The sequence below is a fragment of the Brevundimonas sp. FV1ye28 genome (assembly GCF_058681135.1).
Window position 1 is genome coordinate 2,810,489 of sequence record NZ_CM178731.1, and the last position, 19,074, is coordinate 2,829,562.

The 19,074-nt window shown below is 67.6% G+C and carries 19 protein-coding genes; 15 read left to right on the forward strand and 4 right to left on the reverse strand.

Translation table 11 applies throughout. The features are described 5' to 3' along the window. Positions 1 to 98: 98 nt before the first annotated feature. From ACW171_RS13825 to ACW171_RS13835, 3 genes are all read left to right on the forward strand, one after another. Complete coding sequence (locus tag ACW171_RS13825; RefSeq protein WP_492093935.1) at positions 99 to 2,171, forward strand: AsmA family protein; 2,073 nt, start codon at positions 99 to 101, stop codon at positions 2,169 to 2,171. Between the two features lie 59 nt (positions 2,172 to 2,230). Continuing rightward, positions 2,231 to 3,103, forward strand: a complete 873-nt coding sequence (locus ACW171_RS13830; RefSeq protein ID WP_492093936.1) for an alpha/beta hydrolase — start codon at positions 2,231 to 2,233, stop codon at positions 3,101 to 3,103. A gap of 75 nt (positions 3,104 to 3,178) precedes the next feature. Beyond that, positions 3,179 to 4,633: an AMP nucleosidase gene (locus tag ACW171_RS13835; RefSeq protein WP_492093938.1), complete on the forward strand. Its 1,455-nt coding sequence runs from the start codon at positions 3,179 to 3,181 to the stop codon at positions 4,631 to 4,633. Between the two features lie 286 nt (positions 4,634 to 4,919). Here ACW171_RS13835 and ACW171_RS13840 read toward each other — a convergent pair whose 3' ends face one another. Continuing rightward, positions 4,920 to 5,666, reverse strand: a complete 747-nt coding sequence (locus ACW171_RS13840; protein WP_492093940.1) for an SAM-dependent methyltransferase — start codon at positions 5,664 to 5,666, stop codon at positions 4,920 to 4,922. Between the two features lie 166 nt (positions 5,667 to 5,832). Here ACW171_RS13840 and ACW171_RS13845 point away from each other — a divergent pair, with 166 nt between their 5' ends. Genes ACW171_RS13845 through ACW171_RS13860 form a run of 4 tightly spaced genes read left to right on the forward strand, consistent with a single transcriptional unit; the run spans position 5,833 to position 8,858 of the window. Then, positions 5,833 to 6,459 carry a hypothetical protein gene (locus tag ACW171_RS13845; protein WP_492093941.1) on the forward strand — a complete coding sequence of 209 codons (627 nt, stop codon included), beginning with the start codon at positions 5,833 to 5,835 and terminating at the stop codon, positions 6,457 to 6,459. A gap of 2 nt (positions 6,460 to 6,461) precedes the next feature. Continuing rightward, positions 6,462 to 6,764, forward strand: a complete 303-nt coding sequence (locus ACW171_RS13850; protein ID WP_492093943.1) for a winged helix-turn-helix domain-containing protein — start codon at positions 6,462 to 6,464, stop codon at positions 6,762 to 6,764. Between the two features lie 19 nt (positions 6,765 to 6,783). After that, positions 6,784 to 7,563, forward strand: a complete 780-nt coding sequence (locus ACW171_RS13855) for a tyrosine-protein phosphatase (protein WP_492093944.1) — start codon at positions 6,784 to 6,786, stop codon at positions 7,561 to 7,563. Next, positions 7,560 to 8,858, forward strand: coding sequence for an anthranilate synthase component I family protein (locus ACW171_RS13860; RefSeq protein ID WP_492093946.1), 1,299 nt, complete (start codon positions 7,560 to 7,562; stop codon positions 8,856 to 8,858). The genes ACW171_RS13855 and ACW171_RS13860 overlap by 4 nt, the downstream gene beginning before the upstream one ends. Here the strand turns inward: ACW171_RS13860 and ACW171_RS13865 are convergent. From ACW171_RS13865 to ACW171_RS13875, 3 genes are read right to left on the reverse strand one after another with little or no spacing between them, the layout of a single operon-like run. After that, entirely contained in the window at positions 8,855 to 9,403 is a 549-nt protein-coding gene (locus ACW171_RS13865; protein WP_492093948.1) for a TadE/TadG family type IV pilus assembly protein, read from the reverse strand. The genes ACW171_RS13860 and ACW171_RS13865 overlap by 4 nt on opposite strands. Beyond that, complete coding sequence (locus ACW171_RS13870; protein WP_492093950.1) at positions 9,400 to 9,951, reverse strand: TadE/TadG family type IV pilus assembly protein; 552 nt, start codon at positions 9,949 to 9,951, stop codon at positions 9,400 to 9,402. Before ACW171_RS13870 ends, ACW171_RS13865 begins: the two co-directional genes overlap by 4 nt. 3 nt (positions 9,952 to 9,954) lie before the next feature. Further along, positions 9,955 to 10,377 carry a pilus assembly protein N-terminal domain-containing protein gene (locus tag ACW171_RS13875; RefSeq protein WP_492093952.1) on the reverse strand — a complete coding sequence of 141 codons (423 nt, stop codon included), beginning with the start codon at positions 10,375 to 10,377 and terminating at the stop codon, positions 9,955 to 9,957. A 291-nt stretch (positions 10,378 to 10,668) separates the two neighbouring features. Here ACW171_RS13875 and ACW171_RS13880 point away from each other — a divergent pair, with 291 nt between their 5' ends. The 8 genes from ACW171_RS13880 to ACW171_RS13915 all read left to right on the forward strand — a co-directional run bounded on the left by ACW171_RS13880 (position 10,669) and on the right by ACW171_RS13915 (position 19,060). Next, positions 10,669 to 10,833 carry a Flp family type IVb pilin gene (locus ACW171_RS13880; protein ID WP_492093954.1) on the forward strand — a complete coding sequence of 55 codons (165 nt, stop codon included), beginning with the start codon at positions 10,669 to 10,671 and terminating at the stop codon, positions 10,831 to 10,833. 131 nt (positions 10,834 to 10,964) lie between these two features. Then, entirely contained in the window at positions 10,965 to 11,477 is a 513-nt protein-coding gene (locus tag ACW171_RS13885; RefSeq protein WP_492093956.1) for an A24 family peptidase, read from the forward strand. Between the two features lie 103 nt (positions 11,478 to 11,580). Continuing rightward, positions 11,581 to 12,516: a Flp pilus assembly protein CpaB gene (gene cpaB, locus ACW171_RS13890; RefSeq protein ID WP_492093958.1), complete on the forward strand. Its 936-nt coding sequence runs from the start codon at positions 11,581 to 11,583 to the stop codon at positions 12,514 to 12,516. After that, positions 12,513 to 14,228 carry a type II and III secretion system protein family protein gene (locus tag ACW171_RS13895; RefSeq protein ID WP_492093960.1) on the forward strand — a complete coding sequence of 572 codons (1,716 nt, stop codon included), beginning with the start codon at positions 12,513 to 12,515 and terminating at the stop codon, positions 14,226 to 14,228. The genes cpaB and ACW171_RS13895 overlap by 4 nt, the downstream gene beginning before the upstream one ends. A gap of 8 nt (positions 14,229 to 14,236) precedes the next feature. Beyond that, positions 14,237 to 14,914: a CpaD family pilus assembly protein gene (locus ACW171_RS13900; RefSeq protein ID WP_492093962.1), complete on the forward strand. Its 678-nt coding sequence runs from the start codon at positions 14,237 to 14,239 to the stop codon at positions 14,912 to 14,914. A gap of 6 nt (positions 14,915 to 14,920) precedes the next feature. Next, complete coding sequence (locus tag ACW171_RS13905) at positions 14,921 to 16,438, forward strand: CpaE/TadZ family protein (protein WP_492093964.1); 1,518 nt, start codon at positions 14,921 to 14,923, stop codon at positions 16,436 to 16,438. A gap of 3 nt (positions 16,439 to 16,441) precedes the next feature. Further along, on the forward strand, positions 16,442 to 18,073 hold the full coding sequence (locus ACW171_RS13910) for a TadA family conjugal transfer-associated ATPase (RefSeq protein ID WP_492093967.1): 1,632 nt from the start codon (positions 16,442 to 16,444) through the stop codon (positions 18,071 to 18,073). 6 nt (positions 18,074 to 18,079) lie between these two features. Continuing rightward, complete coding sequence (locus tag ACW171_RS13915) at positions 18,080 to 19,060, forward strand: type II secretion system F family protein (protein ID WP_492093969.1); 981 nt, start codon at positions 18,080 to 18,082, stop codon at positions 19,058 to 19,060. Positions 19,061 to 19,074: the final 14 nt, after the last annotated feature.

Sequence of the window (19,074 nt, forward strand, 5' to 3'; positions counted from 1 at the left end):
AGACAACTCTGCTGCAAACGGATGAAATTGACAGCGTCTCGCAAATGGCTTCGCTTGGCGTTGGCGCCTTTCCGGCGTCTGGCGCGTTGTGATCCCTCGTGAAGCGCATTCTCCCCAACTCGCTGAAATTGCCGTCGAACTGGCAGGAGCTGCGCACCCGCGCCCTGGTCCCGGCCGGACACCGCGTACGCGAATGGCGCGACTGGGTTGTGGACAAGGATCCCGTCTACGGATCCTTTCGCCGCCCCGGCCGGACGGAAAAGATCGCCGCCTCAGTGACGCTCCTGCTGGTTCTGGCCGTCGTGGTCTTCCTCATGCTGTTCGACTGGAACTGGCTGAGAGGACCGGTCGGCCGCTGGGCCTCGGCGAAATACGACCGCGAGATCGCGCTTCAGGGCGACCTCGACGTGAACCTGTTCAGCTGGACGCCCTCGGTGATCGTCCGCGACCTCAAGTTCGGCGGCCCCGACTGGGCGCTTGAAGACGACACCGCCAATGTCGAACGGATCGAGGCCAGCTTGCGGTTGCGCAAGCTCTTCGCGGGCCAGATCGAGATGCCGCTGCTGTCGATCACGCGGCCGAACCTGGTGCTGATCTCGACCGAGGACGGTCGCCAGAGCTGGGAGCTGGAGCCGGACAAGCCGGACACCGGCGAGGGCATGAAGTTTCCGCTCATCAATCAGCTGATCATCCAAGATGGGCGCGTGTCGGTGGACGCCCAGGACCGGGACATCACCCTGGATGCCGCCGTCACGGCCCGCGAAGCGGCCGGTGCCGACGATGGGCAGTCGGGCTTCCTGCTCAGCGGCGAGGGTTCCATCAACGGATCGCCCCTGACGCTCAGGATCGAGGGCGGCCCCTTCATCAACATCCGCCGCGACCGGCCCTATGGCTTCCAGGCGACGCTGGCGGGCGCGCGCTCGCGGCTTGTGGCGGACGGCTCGATCACACGACCGTTCGATCTGGGGCGGTTCACATCTACCTTGAGCCTTCAGGGTCAGGATCTGAACGACCTCTACCTTTTGACCGGGGTGACCCTCCCGAGCACGCCGCCCTACCGGTTGTCGGGCGCCCTGGCGCGCGACGACGCGGTCTGGACGTTCAACGACTTTTCGGGCCGGGTGGGGGCGTCGGACCTGTCGGGCGATGTGCGTGTCGAGGCGGGCGAGCGGTTGCGGGTCGAGGCGCAGCTGGCGTCCCAGCGGCTCGACATCGACGACCTCGCTGCCATCCTGGGCGCCGAGACCCGGACGAACGAAGCCGGCACCCAGACGACTGTGGTTTCCTCCGGCGCCGGACCCGCCATGCTGCTGCCCGACGCGACGCTCCAGGTCGATCGCCTCCGGACCATGGACGGGACCCTGACCTATCGCGCGGCCAGCGTGAAGGCGAACGACATGGACGTCCGCACAGTCAATCTGGGTGCGGTGCTCGAAGACGGCATTCTCGATCTGGATCCCGTCTCCTTCGCCTTCAATCGTGGCGAGCTGAACGGAACGGCCAGGATCAACGCGACCCGAGACATCCCCTACAGCGCCATCGACTTCCGCCTGTCCGGCTATCCGCTGGAATCGATCGTGCCCGCGACGGGCGGCGTCGCTCCGGTCACCGGCCGGGCTCTGGGTCGGGCGCGTCTGGAAGGGCAGGGGGCGTCGATCCACCGCTTCGCCGCCGCGTCGAAAGGCTCGATCAGCCTCGTGGTGCCCCAGGGCGAGCTGCGTGCGGCCTTCGCCGAACTGCTGGGCGTCAACGCCAGCGCGGGCCTGCTGAAATTGTTGGGCGGCGACCAGTCGCGCAGCCCCATCCGCTGCGGCGTGGCCGATTTCGACGTCTCGAACGGCATCGCCCGGGCCAAGACCTTCGTCGTCGACACCGACGTGGTCCTGGCCCAGGGCTCGGGGACGATCAACCTCGGGACCGAGACCCTCGACCTGAAAATCGACGGTCAGTCCAAGAAGCCGCGTCTGCTTCGGCTCTGGACACCCATCCTCGTGCGCGGCCATCTGTCGGCGCCGAGCGTGGGTGTGGACACGGGGCAACTGGTCGCCCAGGCCGGCCTGACGGGCTTGCTGGCCGCCGTGGTCGCACCGATCGCGACCCTGTTCGCCTTCGTGGACCCGGGCCTGGCCGAGGACGCCAACTGCGGCGCCCTGATCGCCAATGCGCGGTGAGGCCGAATGACGGGCGACAGCGTATCTGAGCCCGATCCGTCAGTGAAAGCCGCCCATCCATGACCCGAAGAGGCCTGTTCGCCCCTGCGCTCGGCGCCGTCGTCGCATCGCTCGCCGCCGCCTGTAGTCCACTGGGAATGCTGAACACCCTCGGTCCGCGAGACCGGGGCGTCCGGCGCGTCGCGCGCGATGTCGATTACGGCCCCGACCCGCGCCAGCGGTTCGACATCTACGCCCCCGACGGCGCGAGCCCGACCTCGCCCCTGCCGGTGCTGGTTTTCTTCTATGGCGGCGGCTGGGATTCCGGGTCGAAGGACCTCTACGGATGGGCGGCCCAGGCTCTGGCGGCGCAGGGGTTCGTCGTCGCCGTCCCGGACTATCGCCTTGTCCCTGAGGTCGTCTTCCCGGTCTTCATCGAGGACGCTGCAGCCGCCACCGCCCGGGCTGCCGAGGTGGTGTCGGCCCATGGCGGAGATCCTGCCCGCCTCGCCGTCATCGGCCATTCCGCCGGGGCCCACCTGGCCATGATGATCACCCTGGATCGTCGGTACATGCAGGCCGTCGGCAAGCCAGACCTGATCAAGGCCGCCGCCGGTCTGGCCGGTCCCTACGACTTCCTGCCCTTCGACGTGGCGTCGTCCATCAATGCCTTCGGTCAGGCGCCGGACCCGGTCCAGACCCAGCCCCTGCATTTCGCCCGCGCCGACGCCCCGCCCCTGTGGCTGGGTCACGGAACGGCCGATGTCATCGTCCACGACGAGGACACCGTCCTCCTCGAGGCGCGGATGAGAGAGCTCGGCGGCCGATGCGAGGCCAAGCTCTATCCGGGCCTGAGCCACGAGGATCTGATTGCGACCTTCTCGCCCCTGTTCCGCAAGAAGGCGCCGGTGCTGTCCGATGTCTCGGCCTTCCTGCATCGCAATCTGGGCTGATCCCGGTAACGCTCGCTCACACAAGATGAAGCGTGGCTGTCTCGCCAGCGCCATGAACCTCGGCTAGAGGAAGTCATGACAGAACAGAAAACAGGGGCGCTGGGCGCGCCCGAGGCGCTGGACCGCCTCGAAGCCCTCTACACTGAATCCGTCGCCAGCCTGCGTGAAGCGGTGCGCACCTTCCTCGCCACCGGCGAGAAGGCGGATCCCCAGGCCCGCGCGGCGGGCCTCTTCTCCTACCCATCGCTGACGATCAGCTGGTTCGGCGACCGCCCGACCAATCTGCCGATCCGGTCCTATGCCCGGATGTCGCGCCAGGGCGTCTATTCGACCACCGTCACCCGGCCCGACCTCTATCGCCCCTATCTGATGGAGCAGCTGACCCTGCTTCAGCAGGACTACGACGTGACCTTCGAGGTCGGGCCGTCGGAGCAGGAGATTCCCTTCCCCTATGTGCTCGACGGCTCGGACGTGGTGCTGAACCCGTCCCAGACGGCGGCCATCGCGCGATACTTCCCGACCACCGACCTGGCCCATATCGGCGACGAGATCTCCGACGGCCTGTTCGACCTCGATCAGGATTTCCCGCTGTCGCAGTTCGACGGGCTGCGCACCGACTTCTCGCTGGCGCGTCTGCGCCACTACACGGGAACCCCGGTCGAGGACGTCCAGTCCTACATCCTGTTCACCAACTACAACCGCTACGTCGACGACTTCGTGCGCTGGGCCGTGGAACAGCTGAAAGACCCGAACAGCATCTATGAGACCCTGTCGTGCGCCGGCGGAGTGGTCATCACGCGCGACACCGCCGATGCCGATGCGGTGATGGACGCGGCCTGGAAGAAGCACCAGATGCCCGCCTATCACCTGACCGCGCCGGGCCATAACGGCATCACCCTGGTCAACATCGGGGTGGGGCCGTCGAACGCCAAGACCATCTGCGATCACCTGGCGGTCACCCGGCCACATGCCTGGCTGATGATCGGCCACTGCGGCGGCCTGAGACCCTCCCAGACCATCGGCGACTACGTCCTGGCCCACGCCTATCTGCGCGACGACCACGTGCTGGACGCGGTCCTGCCGCCGGACATCCCCATCCCCTCGATCGCCGAGGTCCAGCGCGCCCTCTACGACGCCGCCAAGGCCGTCTCCGGGGCTCCGGGCGAAGAGGTCAAGCGCCGCCTCCGCACCGGCACGGTCGTCACCACCGACGACCGGAACTGGGAGCTGCGCTATTCCAAGTCGGCGCTTCGCTTCAACCAGTCCCGGGCCGTGGCCATCGACATGGAAAGCGCGACCATCGCGGCCCAGGGCTATCGCTTCCGCGTGCCCTACGGGACCCTGCTGTGCGTCTCCGACAAGCCTCTGCACGGCGAGATCAAGCTGCCGGGGCAGGCCAACCGTTTCTACGAGGGGTCGATTTCCGAACACCTCCAGATCGGCATCCAGGCCATCGACCTGTTGCGCAACGAGGGTGCCAGCCTGCATTCCCGGAAGCTGCGCGCCTTCGACGAGCCGCCGTTCCGATAAGCGCGACCCTCTCCCTCGGGGGAGGGGGCCTGTCATTCGAAGTTGGCAAAGGAGGCCCGGATTTCTTCTTTGCAAACAAGGGGCCGAGCTGACGGAGCGGTTTATGTCAGGCGCCCCTCGAAACCGTGAGACACTGACAGCCGGTCTTTGACATCACGAGCGGGGGTCTTTCGGGGCGCGACTTTGTCGACTCTGTCGACTCTGCCGCAGATATTTTGGAGTCGCGTGGCCTCCCTCTCCGTCTCCGTCAGGCTCGGATATTATCCGAGGATGACGGGTGGAGGCCCTACCCCTTCCTGAACAGATACAGGCCGAAGCTGAGATAGGGCCGGCCAAAGTCGAAGGTCGCCTTGGACAGGTCCGCGCGTTGCCGGATCGAAGGCGCGGCGGGGTGGTCGGGGTTGGCGTCCAGCCAGTCGCGGACCCGCGCATCCGCGCCGCCGAAGAAGGCGTCCCAGTCGGCGTCCGGCGCGATCTCCGCCGAGACGACGGTCATCCCTGCCGCCTCCGCCGCCTCCAGCCATCCCTCATGCGTGGCATAGTCGCCTGCGGCGGCGATTACCTGTCGCAGAGGCTGGGGCGGTTCGCCCTTCCACGTCAGGTCGCCCCACAGGAGCCAGCCCGGAGAGGCCAGTCGGGCGGCCAGGGCGTTGAAGATGTCGGCGGCCGAGCGGAGGCCGGGTCCGGCCGGCTCGGTGGAGCCCAGCGCCACGATCAGGTCGGCGGGAGCGAGGCGGTCCAGCGCCGTGGCGGATCCCTCGGCGACGACCGTGACCCGATCGGCCACCCCGGCCGCCTCGGCCCGATCGCGGATCATCTCGGCCATGTCGGGATAGCGTTCGATGGCCTGGACGCCCAGCCCGTAGTCTCGCGCCAGGGCCACCGAGACCCCGCCCGCGCCCGCCCCGATGTCGAGCGCCTTGGAGCCCGGCGGCAGGGCGGTGCGGGCGACCAGGGCCGAGATGGCGTCCAGGGTCACCGGGTTGGCGACCTCGAAACCGGCGTAGGCGATGGAATGATAGGTCGGGGCCATGAGCTCATCTAGCCGAGCGGATCGCGGTCCGCACCCGCCATTTAAAAAGCACTTTACAACACAAAGTTTTTGTGAGATTGAAGCTTATCGAACCCGTTTCCACAGCCTCGGCGCCGACCCTGGCCACCGGCCGCCAGCGCTGAAACCTCAGACCGAAAGTCGAAACATGACCGACCCGCGCAGCGACACCGCCGACATCGCCTGGCTGAGAAATCTGGCCGCCGAGGGGGCCAGCACCCCGCCGCAGGGTGGCTCCATCCTGTGCGCTTCAGGATTGATCTGGGGCACGGCCAGCCTGGCGCATTGGGCCATCATCTCGGGTCTGCTCCCCGTCAGTTCCTCCGGATATGGCGTCGTCTGGGGCGTCGCTCTTCTGGTCTTCTTCACCACCCTGATCATCCTGACCCGCCGACTGAAGTCGCAGGGCGGGTCCTACACGGCCGCCAACCGCGCCTTCGGCAGCGTCTGGCAGGCGTTGGGCTGGGGCATCTTCTCGCTGTTCACGTCTCTCATGCTGCTTGATGTCGGACGGACCGGCGAGGCGAACATGGCGCAGTGGTCCCTGGTGATCCCGTCCTTCATCATCGCCTTCTACGGCATGGGCTGGGCGGTTTCGGCGACCGTGCTGCGTCAGCGGAACCTGTGGTTCCTCGCCATCGGATCCTTCGTCGCGGCGCCGCTTCTGGCTCTGCTCTCCAGTTCGACCGCCCAGTATCTGGCCTATGCCGCAGCCCTCTATCTGCTGATGGCGCTGCCCGGCTACCTGCTGATGCGCGCCGCGAAGCGGGCCTGAGCATGTCGGACGATTTCGATATCGGCCGCATCGACGACGTCATCCACGGACGGGTCCGCCTCGGCATCATGGCGGCTCTGTCCGGAGTGGAGACCGCGGATTTCGGCACGCTGAAAGCGCGGCTGCAGACGACCGACGGCAATCTGTCGGTTCATCTGCGGAAGCTGGAGGAGGCGGGGTTCGTCGCCGTCACCAAGCGGTTCGTGGGTCGAAAGCCCCTGACCGAGGCGTCCATGACCGAGCCTGGGCGCAAGGCCTTCGTGGCCTATCTGGACGCCATGGCCGGGCTGGTCGGGCCGCGCTGAAACCCCCTATAGGAAGGATATGACCTCCCGCATCCACGCCTTCGACGCGCTCGACAATTTCCGCGACTACGGCGGCTACGACACCGCCGCCGGTCGGGCGCTGAAGACGGGAAGGCTGTTCCGCTCGGCCCACCAGGCCTCGGTATCCGAGGCGGACCTTGAACGGCTGGCGGCGTTCGATCTGGGGACCGTTGTCGATCTGAGGCGGCCGGTCGAGCGGCGTCGCCAGCCCTCGAAGCGCCCCGAGGGCTTCACCGGCCAGGTGCTCGAGAGCGACCTGGATGAACGGGGTGAAGCGCCGCACATCACCTTTCTCAAGACCGCCGATCTGACCCCGGATTCGGGCCGGACCTTCATGACCGGCCTCTATCGCGACCTGCCCTTCGCGCCCGCCCACCTGGAACTGTTCGCCCGCTATTTCCAGGCGCTTGGGGAAACCGATCGGCCGGTCTTGATCCATTGCGCGGCAGGCAAGGACCGGACCGGCATGCTGGCGGCCCTGACCCATCACCTCGTCGGCGTCCATCACGACGACCTGATGGAGGACTATCTGCTGACCAACACGGCCGTGGACCTGATCGGCCGGGCGCCGGCCATCGCCGAACAGTTGAAGGGCTTCACCGGGCGCGAGGCCTCCAACGACGCCGTGGTCGCCTTCATGGGGGTCGAGGCCGCCTATCTGGACGCCGCCATCGTTTCCATCAACGACAGGCACGGGTCGCTGGACGGCTATCTGGAACAGGCGTTGGGCGTCGACGCCGTCCTGCGCGAGCGGATCGCGGAGCGGCTGGCGGCGTGACGGCCCGCGTCGTCAGGACGCTCGACTGGATCGAGCCGCTGGCCGTCGCCGCCAGTCTGGCCGATCGCGAGGGCGCGCTGTGCCTACTGTCCGACGGCGGGCCCAACGGGCGGCGCTCCTATGTCGCGTGCGCGCCCGACCGGGTGGTCACCGAACGCTTGGAGGAGGGCAGGGCGTTCGAGGCCCTGGCAGGCGGGGGGATGGACCGGTTCGTGGTCGGGCTGGCGACCTATGACGCGGGCGCGCGCCCGGCGACCGGAGACCGGGGACCCTCGTCCGGCGATTGGCCCGATCTGACCCTGGCCCGCTACCCGGCCATGCTTGTGTTCGACCATGAGGCGCGGTCGGTCTCGGCGGTCGGGCTGGGTGCGGACGAGAAGACGGCAAGCGCGGCGGCGGACAGGGCTGCCGGCTGGATCGCGGGGGCAGCGGCGCCCGTGCCCGGCGCGTCGCCGGCCTTGGTCTTCGAAGCCGAGGAGCCGGAGCGGGCCTACACCAACGCCGTGGCGGACGTGGTTGCGCGGATCGCGGCGGGGGATCTGTTCCAGGCCAATATCGCGCGGGCCTGGCGAGGGTCGCTTCGGAAAGGCGCCGATCCGTTCGAGGTGTTCATGCGGCTGGCGGCGGGCGCGGCGCCCTATGGGGCCTTCTGGCGTCTGGGGGACCGGGTGCTGGTGTCCAACTCTCCCGAGTTGTTCCTGACCTTCGACCCCGCGGACAGGCGCATCGAGACCCGACCGATCAAGGGCACGCGTCCGCGCGATGCGGACCCGGACCGGGATGCTGCGAATGCCGCCGACCTGGTCGCCAGCGCCAAGGACCGGGCCGAGAACCTGATGATCGTCGACCTGATGCGAAACGACCTGTCGCGCGTGGCCCGGCCGGGGTCGGTGGCGGTGGAAAAGCTGTTCGCGCTGGAGAGCTTCGCGACCGTGCATCACCTCGTCTCGACCGTGGTCGGCGAGGCGCATCCGGGCGTCGGGCCCGCCGAAGTACTGGCGGCGACCTTCCCGCCCGGCTCGATCACCGGGGCGCCCAAGCATCAGGCGATGCGGGTCATCGCGGCGCATGAGGAGCCGCGCGGGCCGTGGTGCGGCAGTCTGTTCGTGTTGGACGAGGACGGCGGGCTGACGGCCTCGGTGCTGATCCGGACCATCGCCTTCTGGCGCGAGGGGCAGGCCTGGGCTTTCCGGACACTGGCAGGCGCAGGGATCGTGGCGGACAGCGATCCGGCCTCGGAACTGGCCGAAACCGAGGTCAAGATTTCGGCGATCCGGCGGGCGCTCGTGGGCTAGCAGTTGTTGCAGGTAATGGTGTTCACGAGGCGCGGCCGCAGCCAGTAGGTGTGGTTGAAGGTCCGCGTCCCGGGCAGGACCTGACCGAGCGTAGAGGTGTACCTGTAGGCCCCCTCGCTCATGATGATGCTCTCGCCGTTCTCGATCAGGCCGGCGGGGACCGCGACCACGCCGCTGCGTTTCGCCAGGCTACCCTTGCCCCGGCTCCAGGTGACCCGCGCCACGCCGTTGTTGTCCCGCGTGATGGCTGTGACGCGCAACGACAGGGTGGCGTCGGAGAAGGGGGCCAGAACCAGTCCGCCGATCGCGAAGGTGTCGTCTATCAGATCGGCGTCGACCGTCTGGTACTGGGCCACGATGTCGGCGACCTGGGACGTCGAATGTCCCATCCGGCGCTGCGCCATGTAGGCCTGGCAGAACTCCGCCAGCCCGAAATAGATCAGGATCAGAACCGGCGCGATGATGGCGAACTCGACCGCCGAGGCGCCCGACAGATCGCTGCCGAACCGCCGCAGAAGACCGGGGCCGGATCGACGACGGCTCACGGATTGGGCCCGCGATAGGGTTCGTTGCGGAAGGCGGTGGTCACCGAGATGACGGCGGCGCCGGAGTTCAGCTTGGACATCGCCTGCTGCATGAACGGCGTGATCAGGGGCTGGGAATAGAAGACCCGAACCAGCATCAGGTCGCCGGGATCACCGCGATCGTATTGCATCTCGGCCTTGTCGAGGACGCCGTTCTTGATCGGGCTCTGGGGAAGGCCGGTGCTGAAATCGGGCAGGACGCGGACATCGACGTCCGCGCGACTGGCGCAGTCACCCTGAAAGACGCTCATCTCGGCGCAGAGGGCGGTCTTGAACTGTGCGGCGGAGATGTTCTGGGTATCCGCCTGGCCCGTGCGGACCAGCCGGCTTGCCTTCTGCACGGCGTTTTCCAGGACGGAATCGACCATGAAGACCATGCCGAGTTCCAGCACGGCGAAGATCATGAAGAAGAACGGGGTGGCCACCATGGCGAACTCGACGGCGGCGGAGCCGTCACGTCGAGCACCGGCTCTCGCCCGACCGCGTCTGGGAAGCGAGAGACCGGCCATGGATCAGGGTGTCGGCGTGGCGGCGGCGCCGGTGTTGCGGATGCTGGGGGCGCAGGAGGCGGCGCAGGCCATCTCGGTCGCCTGAGCGCCGCGCCACACGCGGACCGAGCCGGTCGAGCCGCCGGTGACGACGATCTCGCCCTGGAAGATGGTGCGGCCGACGCCGTCCACGGCGACAACCTCCGTCACGCCATAACCCTTGCCGGTGACGAACAGGGTGTTGGCGTCGACGACGGTCACATCGGCAATAGCCGGGTTACCGACGATGACCGAGGCGGCCGATCCGGTCAGGCCGATGCGGGCCGAACGGTCGATCTCGACATTCAGGGTCTGGGCCTGAGCCTGGCTGAGGGGGGCTGCGCCTGCGGCCAGCAGGAGACCTGCGAGAAGGGCGGGGCGCAGGCGGGCGGCGATCGATCCGGCCATGGTCGGTGTGTCCTTGAAACTCTGCACGGGCGCGCGCGAGGCGAGGCGCGAAGATCGGTCGGAAACCTCTACAAACCCTAAAGCCTGAGATCAGGCGCAGGGTTTCGCCCGCGTTTGCTGGGCCGATCAGGCTGCGGATCGGGTTTTTACAGTAAACCGGTCGGTAACCACGCCTTCTAGCCCGGTTTTAACCGATCCGGGCGATTATGCTCCTGCGTTTGGGGGAAAGCGGGCGACCGAGCCTCCCAGCCATTCGGTAGCTCGCTTCACAGATTTCAAAAGGAAGACATCATGACCAAGTTCGTTTCGCGTTTCGTCAAGGACGAGTCCGGCGCCACCGCCATCGAGTACGGCCTGATCGCGGCCCTGATCGCCGTCGTCATCATCGGTGCCGTCACCACGGTCGGCACCAAGCTCGGCAGCACCTTCAAGGCTGTTTCCGACAAGCTCGCCTAAGCCCGAATAGGGTCTTGAGATCGAGGGGCGGTGCGGAAACGCGCCGCCCCTTTGTTTTGGCGGCGTCCACCCGATCGACCGCGCCCGCATACGGCAACTCGGATTTAACTTGAGCTGTGCAGGATACCGGCATGGACATCGTCACCCTCGCCTTTCTCAGCATCTTGCCCGGGCTGGTCATCGCGGCCGCCCTGTCGGACCTGACGACGATGAAGATCCCGAACTGGCTGTCGGGATCTCTGATCCTCGGCTTCTTCCCGGCCGCCTTGGTGGTCGGACTGCCGCTGGAGGTCGTCGGACTGCACGGCGCGGTGGCCGTCGTCGCCCTTCTGGTCGGGATGGGGCTGTTCGCGCTCCGGGTCATCGGCGGTGGCGACGCCAAGCTGATCGCGGCGGCCTGTCTGTGGCTGGGGCCGTCGGCCTCCTTCCCCTTCATTCTCTGGACGGCGATCTTCGGCGGCGTCCTGTCGCTGGGCCTGATCGTCGCCCGGCGCGACTTCGCCCATCACATCAGCGGCGGGCCGGGCTGGGTCCACACCTTGCTGGAGGCCAAGGGCGACATTCCCTACGGCATCGCCATCGCGGCCGGCGCTCTGATGGCCTTCCCGGCCAGCGCGCTGCTTGCCACGTTCGCCGCAGGATAGCGGCCGTCGCGGGTTTAGGGTGGCGTTAACCCGCGGCCGCCATGGTCGTTAACGGTAGACCGCCCGCGTCACGATTCGCGCTTGGTCTAGCCGGAGACCCTTGATGAAGCCCGCCCGTATCGCCGTCATCTGCATCGCCGCCGTGGCCGCCATCGGCCTGGCCTTCGTCGTGCGCGCCATGGGGTCGTCCTCGGGCGAGCCGGTCGCTCTCGCCGCAGCCGCCGAGCCCGCGCGCCCGATGGCCAAGGTGCTGGTCGCCGCCCGCGATCTGGCGCCGGGTCAACGCCTCACCGACGCCGACCTGGAGTGGAAGGACTGGCCCGTCGACGAGGTCAATCCGGCCTTCATCACTGATGGGTCCGTGGCCCTTCCCCAGGCTGAGGCCGCCGCCGAAGGCGAAGCCGCCAAACCCGCTGAAAAGGCGGAGGGCACGGTCGCCCGTGTCACCCGCGCCGCCGAGGAACTGACCGGCGGCGGGGCCAAGTCCGAATATTTTGGATCGGTCGTTCGCGAACCGATCCTGGCCGGAGAACCCATCGTCGGCCGCAAGATCGTGCGCGCCGGGGACAGCGGCTACATGGCCGCCTATCTGGAGCCCGGCATGCGAGCCATGTCGATCGCCGTCTCGACCGAGACCGCCGCAGGCGGCTTTATCCTGCCGGGCGACCGGGTCGATGTGATCGTGACGGTCGAGCTCGACAGCTCCTCGGACGAGGACGCCAATCGGGCCAAGTTCGCCAGCCGTCTGGTGCTGCAGAACGTCAAGGTCCTGGCTATCGACCAGTCGACCCGCGCCGAGGACGACCAGCAGGCCGTGGTCGGCGCCACCGCCACCCTGGAGATCGCGCCCGGCGACACCGAGACCCTGGCCCTGGCCAAGGCGGCGGGCATCCTGTCGCTGACGCTGCGGTCCTATGCCGACACCGCCGGACCCTCGGGTCGCGTCGGGTCCGTGGCCCGCGCCGCCCCGGTCGCAAGAGGCCCCTCCGAAGTCCGCATCTTCCGCGGCGGAGAGCCCGAAGTGGTGACCCTTCCATGAGCGCCCACGTGACCCTTCCGACCTTCAAGACCATCGTCGCCCTGGCCTGCGCCGGGCTTGTCGCGGCCGGCGCCGCCGCCCCCGTGACGGCCCAGAGCTATGGCGCGCGCCAGACCGTGGCCGCCGGTTCGGGGCCGCAGCTGGTCAACCTGCCGCGCGGAACATCCTTCGCCGTCGACCTGCCCGCCGATGCGCGGGACGTCATCGTTTCGAACCCGGCCGTCGCGGAAGCCAATGTGCATTCGCCGCGCCGCATCACCGTCATCGGCATTGCGCCGGGTGAGACCGACGCGGTCTTCCTGGACGCCGCCGGTCGCGCCATCCTGACGCTGCGGGTCCGCGTCGACGCCGGCACTTCGGCGCTTCAGGACACCCTCAGCCGCATCGCTCCGGGCGCTCAGGTCCACGCCGAGGCGGTCAACGACAGCATCATCCTGACGGGGCTGGTCACCAGCGCATCGGAAGCCGAACGCATCGTCTCGGTCGCCCGCGCCTTCGTCTCGGCGCCTGAGAAGGTGCTGAACATGCTCAGCGTCGCCGGATCGGACCAGGTCACGCTGAAGGTCCGCGTGGTCGAGGTTCAGCGCAGCGCGATCAAGCAGCTCGGCATGTCTTCGGACGTGGTGTTCAACTCGGGCAACCAGTCCGTCAGCTTCGGCCGATCGAACACCTGGGGCGCCAATGGTCAGGCCATGGGCGGCGGCGGCGCCTGCTTCAACCAGGATCGCGCCCGGACGACGAACTACACAAACGAGGTTCGAACCGGTTCGAACACGACCAATGGCACGACCAACACCGTGACCAACGGCTCGACCACCACCAACACCAGCGGCACGACCAACATCAACCAGACCCAGGTGGGGGTTGAAGGTGAGCCCGGTGACTACTCGCTGGTCGGAACCTCCCTCACCAACGCAGTGACAGGGACCCTCGGCAACACCCTGACGAACACACTCGGCAGCACCGTGACAAACGCGGTCACGGGCCTCGCCTCGACGATCTACGATACGGTCACCGGCAATAACGCGGCCGCCTGCCTTCAGGCGTTTGAGCGTGTCGGTCTGATCCGCACCCTGGCCGAGCCCAACCTGACCGCGGTGAATGGCGAGAGCGCCAGCTTCCTCGCGGGCGGCGAGTTCCCTATCCCGGTGGGTCGCGACCGCGACGGCAACATCACCATCGAATACAAGCCCTATGGCGTCAGCCTGGCTTTCCGTCCGATCGTCCTGTCGGGCGGCAATATCTCGCTGCAGGTCTCGATGGAGGTTTCCGAGCTGCAGGCGGGCGGCGGCCTGACGGTGGGCGCGGGTACCGCCTCGTCTCTGACCCTGCCGGGTCTGGGCGTGCGTCGGTCGGCCACGACGGTCGAGATCCCGTCGGGCGGATCGATGATGATCGCCGGCCTGCTGCAGGAAAGCACCCGCCAGACGGTTGATTCGCTGCCCGGCGTGACCAACCTGCCGATCCTCGGCGGCCTGTTCCGATCGCGTGACTATCTGTCGGGCGAGACCGAACTGGTGATGATCGTCGAGCCCTATATCGTCAGCCCGACCTCGCCCGGCCGGATGCAGACGCCCGCCGACGGCCTGCGTATCGCCCACGACGCCCAGACCATCTTCTTCGGCCAACTGAACCAGACATACGGCTCCCCCGTCCCGGCCGCCTCGCCATCGGCCGGATGGCAGGGCCCCGTCGGCTATGTGATCGAGTGAGCGTCGCCATGACCCGTTCTTCCCTGATCGTATTCGCCTCGGCGGTCCTGCTGGCCGCCCCCCTGGCCGCGTGCAGCGGCGCCGCCGGATCCGGCCCCGTTCCCCTGACCCCGACCTCACGCTTCGCCCTGCAGGTCGAGCCGGGGATCGATCGCGTCGCGCTGGCCGTGCACGAGACGGGCCTGTCGGATAACCAGGCCCTGGCTTTGCGCGACATGGTTAATCGTTTCGCCAGCGAAGGCGCGCAGATGCTGACGGTCGAGGCGCCGTCGGGCGACGACCCCCTCTCGTCCAGCGCCGCATGGGCGATCAAGAGCGAGCTCGAATCTCAGGGCGTGCCACCGTACCAGGTGCGTCTGGTGACCTATGTCGCGCCGGACCCCAGGGCACCCGTCCTGGTCGGGTTCGACACCGTTCGTGCAGCTGTGCCGCAGTGCGGAACGAGCTGGACTAATCTCGGCCGGACCGGCACCAATGCCGGCTACGCCAACTTCGGTTGCGCCGTGAACGCCAACCTCGCCGCCCAGATCGCCGATCCGCGCGACATCGTCTCGCCGCGAGCCGTGCAGCCGGGCAGCGCCGCCCGCCGCTCGGTGGTCTTCGACAAATACCGGCTGGGCGAGCAGACCTCGGCCAACCGCGAACAGATGGTCGCGGACGACCGCGTTTCGAATGCGGTGGACTGACCGGTCATGACCAACGCCTTCGCCTCACGCCCCTTCGACGATCTCGACGACGAGTTCGACGCCGACCTGGACTTCATGCCGACGGGTGCGGCGTCACCGGACGCGGATATCAATCCGCGCGAACCGCTGCAGTTCACCGCTCCGGTCGGTGCGCCGCCGGCGCAAGGCGGCGCAGTCATGGCTCAGCCGGTAAGCCTGTCGGCGACTGCGGTTGGAGCGCCCGCGGGATACAACCCCGTCGGCGAACTGACGGCCGTCGCATCGGCGGCCCTGACGCCCCAGCTCGGCGGGTTGCAGAACGAAGTCACCGTTCCGCGCATCGCCATCCACGTCTTCGGCGAGCGTCAGGACACCCTGGCCGCTGCCGAGCGCGCGGGTCAGGATCGGCGCATGTCGCGCGCCACGACCCAGATCCACGTCGGCGGCATCCCCGGCGCGCTCGAGGCCTATTCGCACGAGCCCACGCCTCCCCTGATCATCGTCGAATGCCTGGACGATCCGCAGACCCTGCTGTGGCAAGTCGATCGTCTGGCCGAGGTCTGCGACGCGGGCACCAAGGTTGTCGTTATCGGCGCCACCAACGACATCATCCTGTTCCGCGAGCTGATGAAGCGCGGCGTCTCGGAATATCTGGTCGCCCCGATCCAGCCTCTGCAACTGATCGCGGCCATCGGCGGACTGTTCTCCGATCCGGCCCAGCCGTTCGTCGGCCGCTCCATCGCCTTCGTCGGCGCGCGCGGCGGGGCGGGTGCGTCGTCGGTCGCCCACAACACCGCCTATGCGATGTCCGAGCGGATCGGCGCCAACACCGTCATCGTCGACTACGACCTGCCGTTCGGCACGGCCGGCCTCGACTTCAATCAGGATCCGCTCTCGGGCATCGCCGAGGCGCTGGGCCAGCCCGACCGTCTGGACGCTGTCCTGCTGGACCGGATGATGGTCCGCTGCACCGACAAGCTGTCGCTGTTCGCGGCGCCGGCGACGCTCGACGCCGACTGGGACATCTCCCCGGACGCCTTCGAGGAGGTCACCGCCCAGATCCGCGGCACGGCGCCCTTCGTGGTGCTGGACCTGCCGCACATCTGGACCGGCTGGATGCGCAAGACCCTGATCTCGGCCGACGAGGTCGTGGTCGTGGCGACGCCCGATCTGGCCTCGCTGCGCAATGCGAAGAACATGATCGACCTGATCCGCTCGGGTCGTCCGAACGATGCGCCGCCGCGTCTGGTGCTGAACCAGGTCGGCGTGCCGGGTCGTCCGGAAATCCCGGCCAAGGATTTCGGCGCGGCTCTCGGCGTCCATCCTAGCCTGTCGATCCCTTTCGACGCCAAGCTGTTCGGCGCGGCCGCCAACAACGGCCAGATGATCCTGGACGCCGGCGCCAAGTCCAAGGCCGCCGAGGCCTTCCAGACCCTGGCCCAGATCGTTTCGCGCCGCGAACTGCCCATGATCGCCGCGCCCGGGAAGGCCGCCAAGGGCGAATCCAAGTCGATGTTCTCCGGCCTGTTCAAGAAGAAGACCTGACGGGTGTTCGGCAAGCGTACATCCCAGCCCGGCGGCGTCGCAACCGAACCTCGGCCGACGCCCTCGCCACAGCCGGCGCAGGCGTTCGACGACGCGTCTCCGCCTCAGCCGGCGCAGGGGACCCAGACCCAGGCTTTCGCCTTCAACGCCGAGGCGCCGGCGCCGGACAACGCCTTCGCCCACACGGGGGGTCGCGCGGCCTCGGCCCCGACATCACCTGCCGCCGATCGGCTCGACGCCCTGGCCGCCCGACCCAAGGCCGCCGCTGCGCCCGCTGCGAGTGCCGGACCCGGCCCCAAAGCGACCGCCGGCTTCGAACAGCTGAAGAAGGCCCAGGCCGTCGCGGAGATCGTCCGCGAGCAGAGCGACTACTACCACGCCACGAAGACGACGATCTTCAACGCCCTGATGAACACCATCGACCTGGCCCAGCTGGCTCAGCTGGACACCAAGGCCGCGTCTGAAGAGATCCGCGACATCGTCGCCGAACTGGTGGCGATCAAGAATGTCTCCATGTCGGTGGCCGAGCAGGAGCATCTGGTTCAGGATATCGTCAACGACGTCCTCGGCTACGGTCCGCTGGAGCCCCTGCTGGCCCGCGACGACATCGCCGACATCATGGTCAACGGCGCCGGGCGGGTGTTCATCGAGGTGAACGGCAAGGTCCAGCTGACCAATGTCCGCTTCCGCGACAACACCCAGCTGATGAACATCTGCCAGCGGATCGTGTCGCAGGTCGGCCGCCGCGTGGATGAGAGCTCCCCCATCTGCGACGCCCGCCTGCCCGACGGCAGCCGCGTCAACGTCATCGCCCCGCCTCTGGCCATCGACGGCGCGACCCTTACGATCCGGAAGTTCAAGAAAGACAAGCTGACGATGAAGAACCTGGTGGAGTACGCCTCCATCAGTCCGGAAGGGGCCCGCGTCCTGGGCGTCATCGGCGCCTGCCGCTGCAACATCGTCATCTCGGGCGGTACGGGTTCGGGCAAGACGACGCTTCTGAACACCCTGACCGCCTTCATCGACCCCACCGAGCGCGTCATCACCTGCGAGGACGCCGCCGAACTGCAGCTGCAACAGCCGCATGTGGTGCGTCTGGAAACCCGCCCGCCCAACCTCGAAGGGCAGGGCACGATCACGATGCGGGATCTGGTCAAGAACTGCCTGCGGATGCGCCCCGAGCGGATCATCGTCGGCGAGGTGCGCGGACCCGAAGCCTTCGACCTGTTGCAGGCGATGAACACCGGCCACGACGGCTCGATGGGAACGCTGCACGCCAACTCGCCGCGCGAAGCCATCAGCCGGATGGAATCGATGATCACCATGGGCGGCTACGGGCTTCCGTCGAAAACCATCCGCGAGATGATCGTCGGCTCGGTCGACGTGATCATCCAGGCGGCTCGCCTCAGGGACGGCTCGCGCCGCATCACCCACATCACCGAGGTGGTGGGGCTGGAAGGCGACGTGATCGTGACCCAGGACCTGTTCGTCTACGAGATCACCGGCGAAGACGAGAACGGCAAAATCGTCGGCCGTCACCGCTCGACCGGCATCGCCCGTCCCCGCTTCTGGGACCGCGCCCGCTATTACGGGCTGGAGCGCGAGCTGGCCGAAGCGCTGGACGCGGCGGAGTAGGCGGCGATGCTTCCCATCCTCGCAGCCGTCCTGGCCTTCATCACGATCGGCGGCCTGGGCTGGGCCTTCGTCGGCGGCGACGATTCCAGCGCCCAGGCCCTCAAACGCGCCCAAGGCTTCACCACCCCGTCCGCTAAAACGGCCCGGGCCAAGGCGCAGAAGGCCGAGGCCAACACGCCCGAGGCCCGTCGCAAGGCGATCGAGCTGCAGCTCAAGGAGGCCGATCGCCAGGAGCGAAAGGCCCGCATGACCATGGCGGCCAAGCTGAAGCACGCCGGCCTTTCGATGACGATCAAGACCTTCACCATCGTCAGTATCTCGACCGGGGTCATCGTCTTCCTCCTGGCCTTCCTGTTCGGGCCCAATGTTTTCATCGCTCTCGGGGCCGGTCTGGTCGCGGGTCTCGGCCTGCCGCGCTGGGTCGTGGGCTTCATCGCCAAGAGCCGGATGAAGAAATTCTCGGCCGAGTTCGCCAACGCCGTCGACATCATCGTTCGAGGCATCAAGACGGGTCTGCCGGTCCACGACTGCTTCAAGATCATCGGCAAGGAAAGCCCCGCCCCCTTGGGGCCCGAGTTTCAGAAACTGGTCGAGGGGATGGGCGTGGGTCTGACGCTCGCTCAGGCGCTCGACAAGATGTACGAGCGGATGCCGACGCCTGAGCTGAAGTTCTTCGCCATCGTCATCGCCATCCAGCAGAAGACGGGCGGCAACCTGGCCGAGGCCCTGGGCAATCTGTCGAGCGTGCTGCGCGCTCGCCGCCTCATGGGCGAGAAGATCAAGGCTCTGTCGTCCGAGGCCATCGCCTCCGCCGGCATCATCGGCTCGATGCCGCCCGTGGTCATGGCCATGGTCTCGATCACGACCCCCAGCTACATGTCGCTGCTGTTCACCGACTTCCGCGGCCAGATCATGCTCCTGATCGCAGGGACCTGGATGGCGATCGGAATCTTCGTGATGAAGCGCATGATCTCGTTCAAGTTCTAGGAGGGCGCCGTGGA

Bases quoted from the DNA above. Each gene is read 5' to 3' on its own strand.
- ACW171_RS13855 (WP_492093944.1), top strand. From the start codon at position 6,784: ATGACCTCCCGCATCCACGCCTTCGACGCGCTCGACAATTTCCGCGAC.
- cpaB (WP_492093958.1), top strand. From the start codon at position 11,581: ATGAAGCCCGCCCGTATCGCCGTCATCTGCATCGCCGCCGTGGCCGCC.
- ACW171_RS13845 (WP_492093941.1), top strand. From the start codon at position 5,833: ATGACCGACCCGCGCAGCGACACCGCCGACATCGCCTGGCTGAGAAAT.
- ACW171_RS13900 (WP_492093962.1), top strand. From the start codon at position 14,237: ATGACCCGTTCTTCCCTGATCGTATTCGCCTCGGCGGTCCTGCTGGCC.
- ACW171_RS13885 (WP_492093956.1), top strand. From the start codon at position 10,965: ATGGACATCGTCACCCTCGCCTTTCTCAGCATCTTGCCCGGGCTGGTC.
- ACW171_RS13835 (WP_492093938.1), top strand. From the start codon at position 3,179: ATGACAGAACAGAAAACAGGGGCGCTGGGCGCGCCCGAGGCGCTGGAC.
- ACW171_RS13870 (WP_492093950.1), bottom strand. From the start codon at position 9,951: ATGGCCGGTCTCTCGCTTCCCAGACGCGGTCGGGCGAGAGCCGGTGCT.
- ACW171_RS13880 (WP_492093954.1), top strand. From the start codon at position 10,669: ATGACCAAGTTCGTTTCGCGTTTCGTCAAGGACGAGTCCGGCGCCACC.
- ACW171_RS13915 (WP_492093969.1), top strand. From the start codon at position 18,080: ATGCTTCCCATCCTCGCAGCCGTCCTGGCCTTCATCACGATCGGCGGC.
- ACW171_RS13840 (WP_492093940.1), bottom strand. From the start codon at position 5,666: ATGGCCCCGACCTATCATTCCATCGCCTACGCCGGTTTCGAGGTCGCC.
- ACW171_RS13895 (WP_492093960.1), top strand. From the start codon at position 12,513: ATGAGCGCCCACGTGACCCTTCCGACCTTCAAGACCATCGTCGCCCTG.
- ACW171_RS13875 (WP_492093952.1), bottom strand. From the start codon at position 10,377: ATGGCCGGATCGATCGCCGCCCGCCTGCGCCCCGCCCTTCTCGCAGGT.
- ACW171_RS13830 (WP_492093936.1), top strand. From the start codon at position 2,231: ATGACCCGAAGAGGCCTGTTCGCCCCTGCGCTCGGCGCCGTCGTCGCA.
- ACW171_RS13850 (WP_492093943.1), top strand. From the start codon at position 6,462: ATGTCGGACGATTTCGATATCGGCCGCATCGACGACGTCATCCACGGA.
- ACW171_RS13905 (WP_492093964.1), top strand. From the start codon at position 14,921: ATGACCAACGCCTTCGCCTCACGCCCCTTCGACGATCTCGACGACGAG.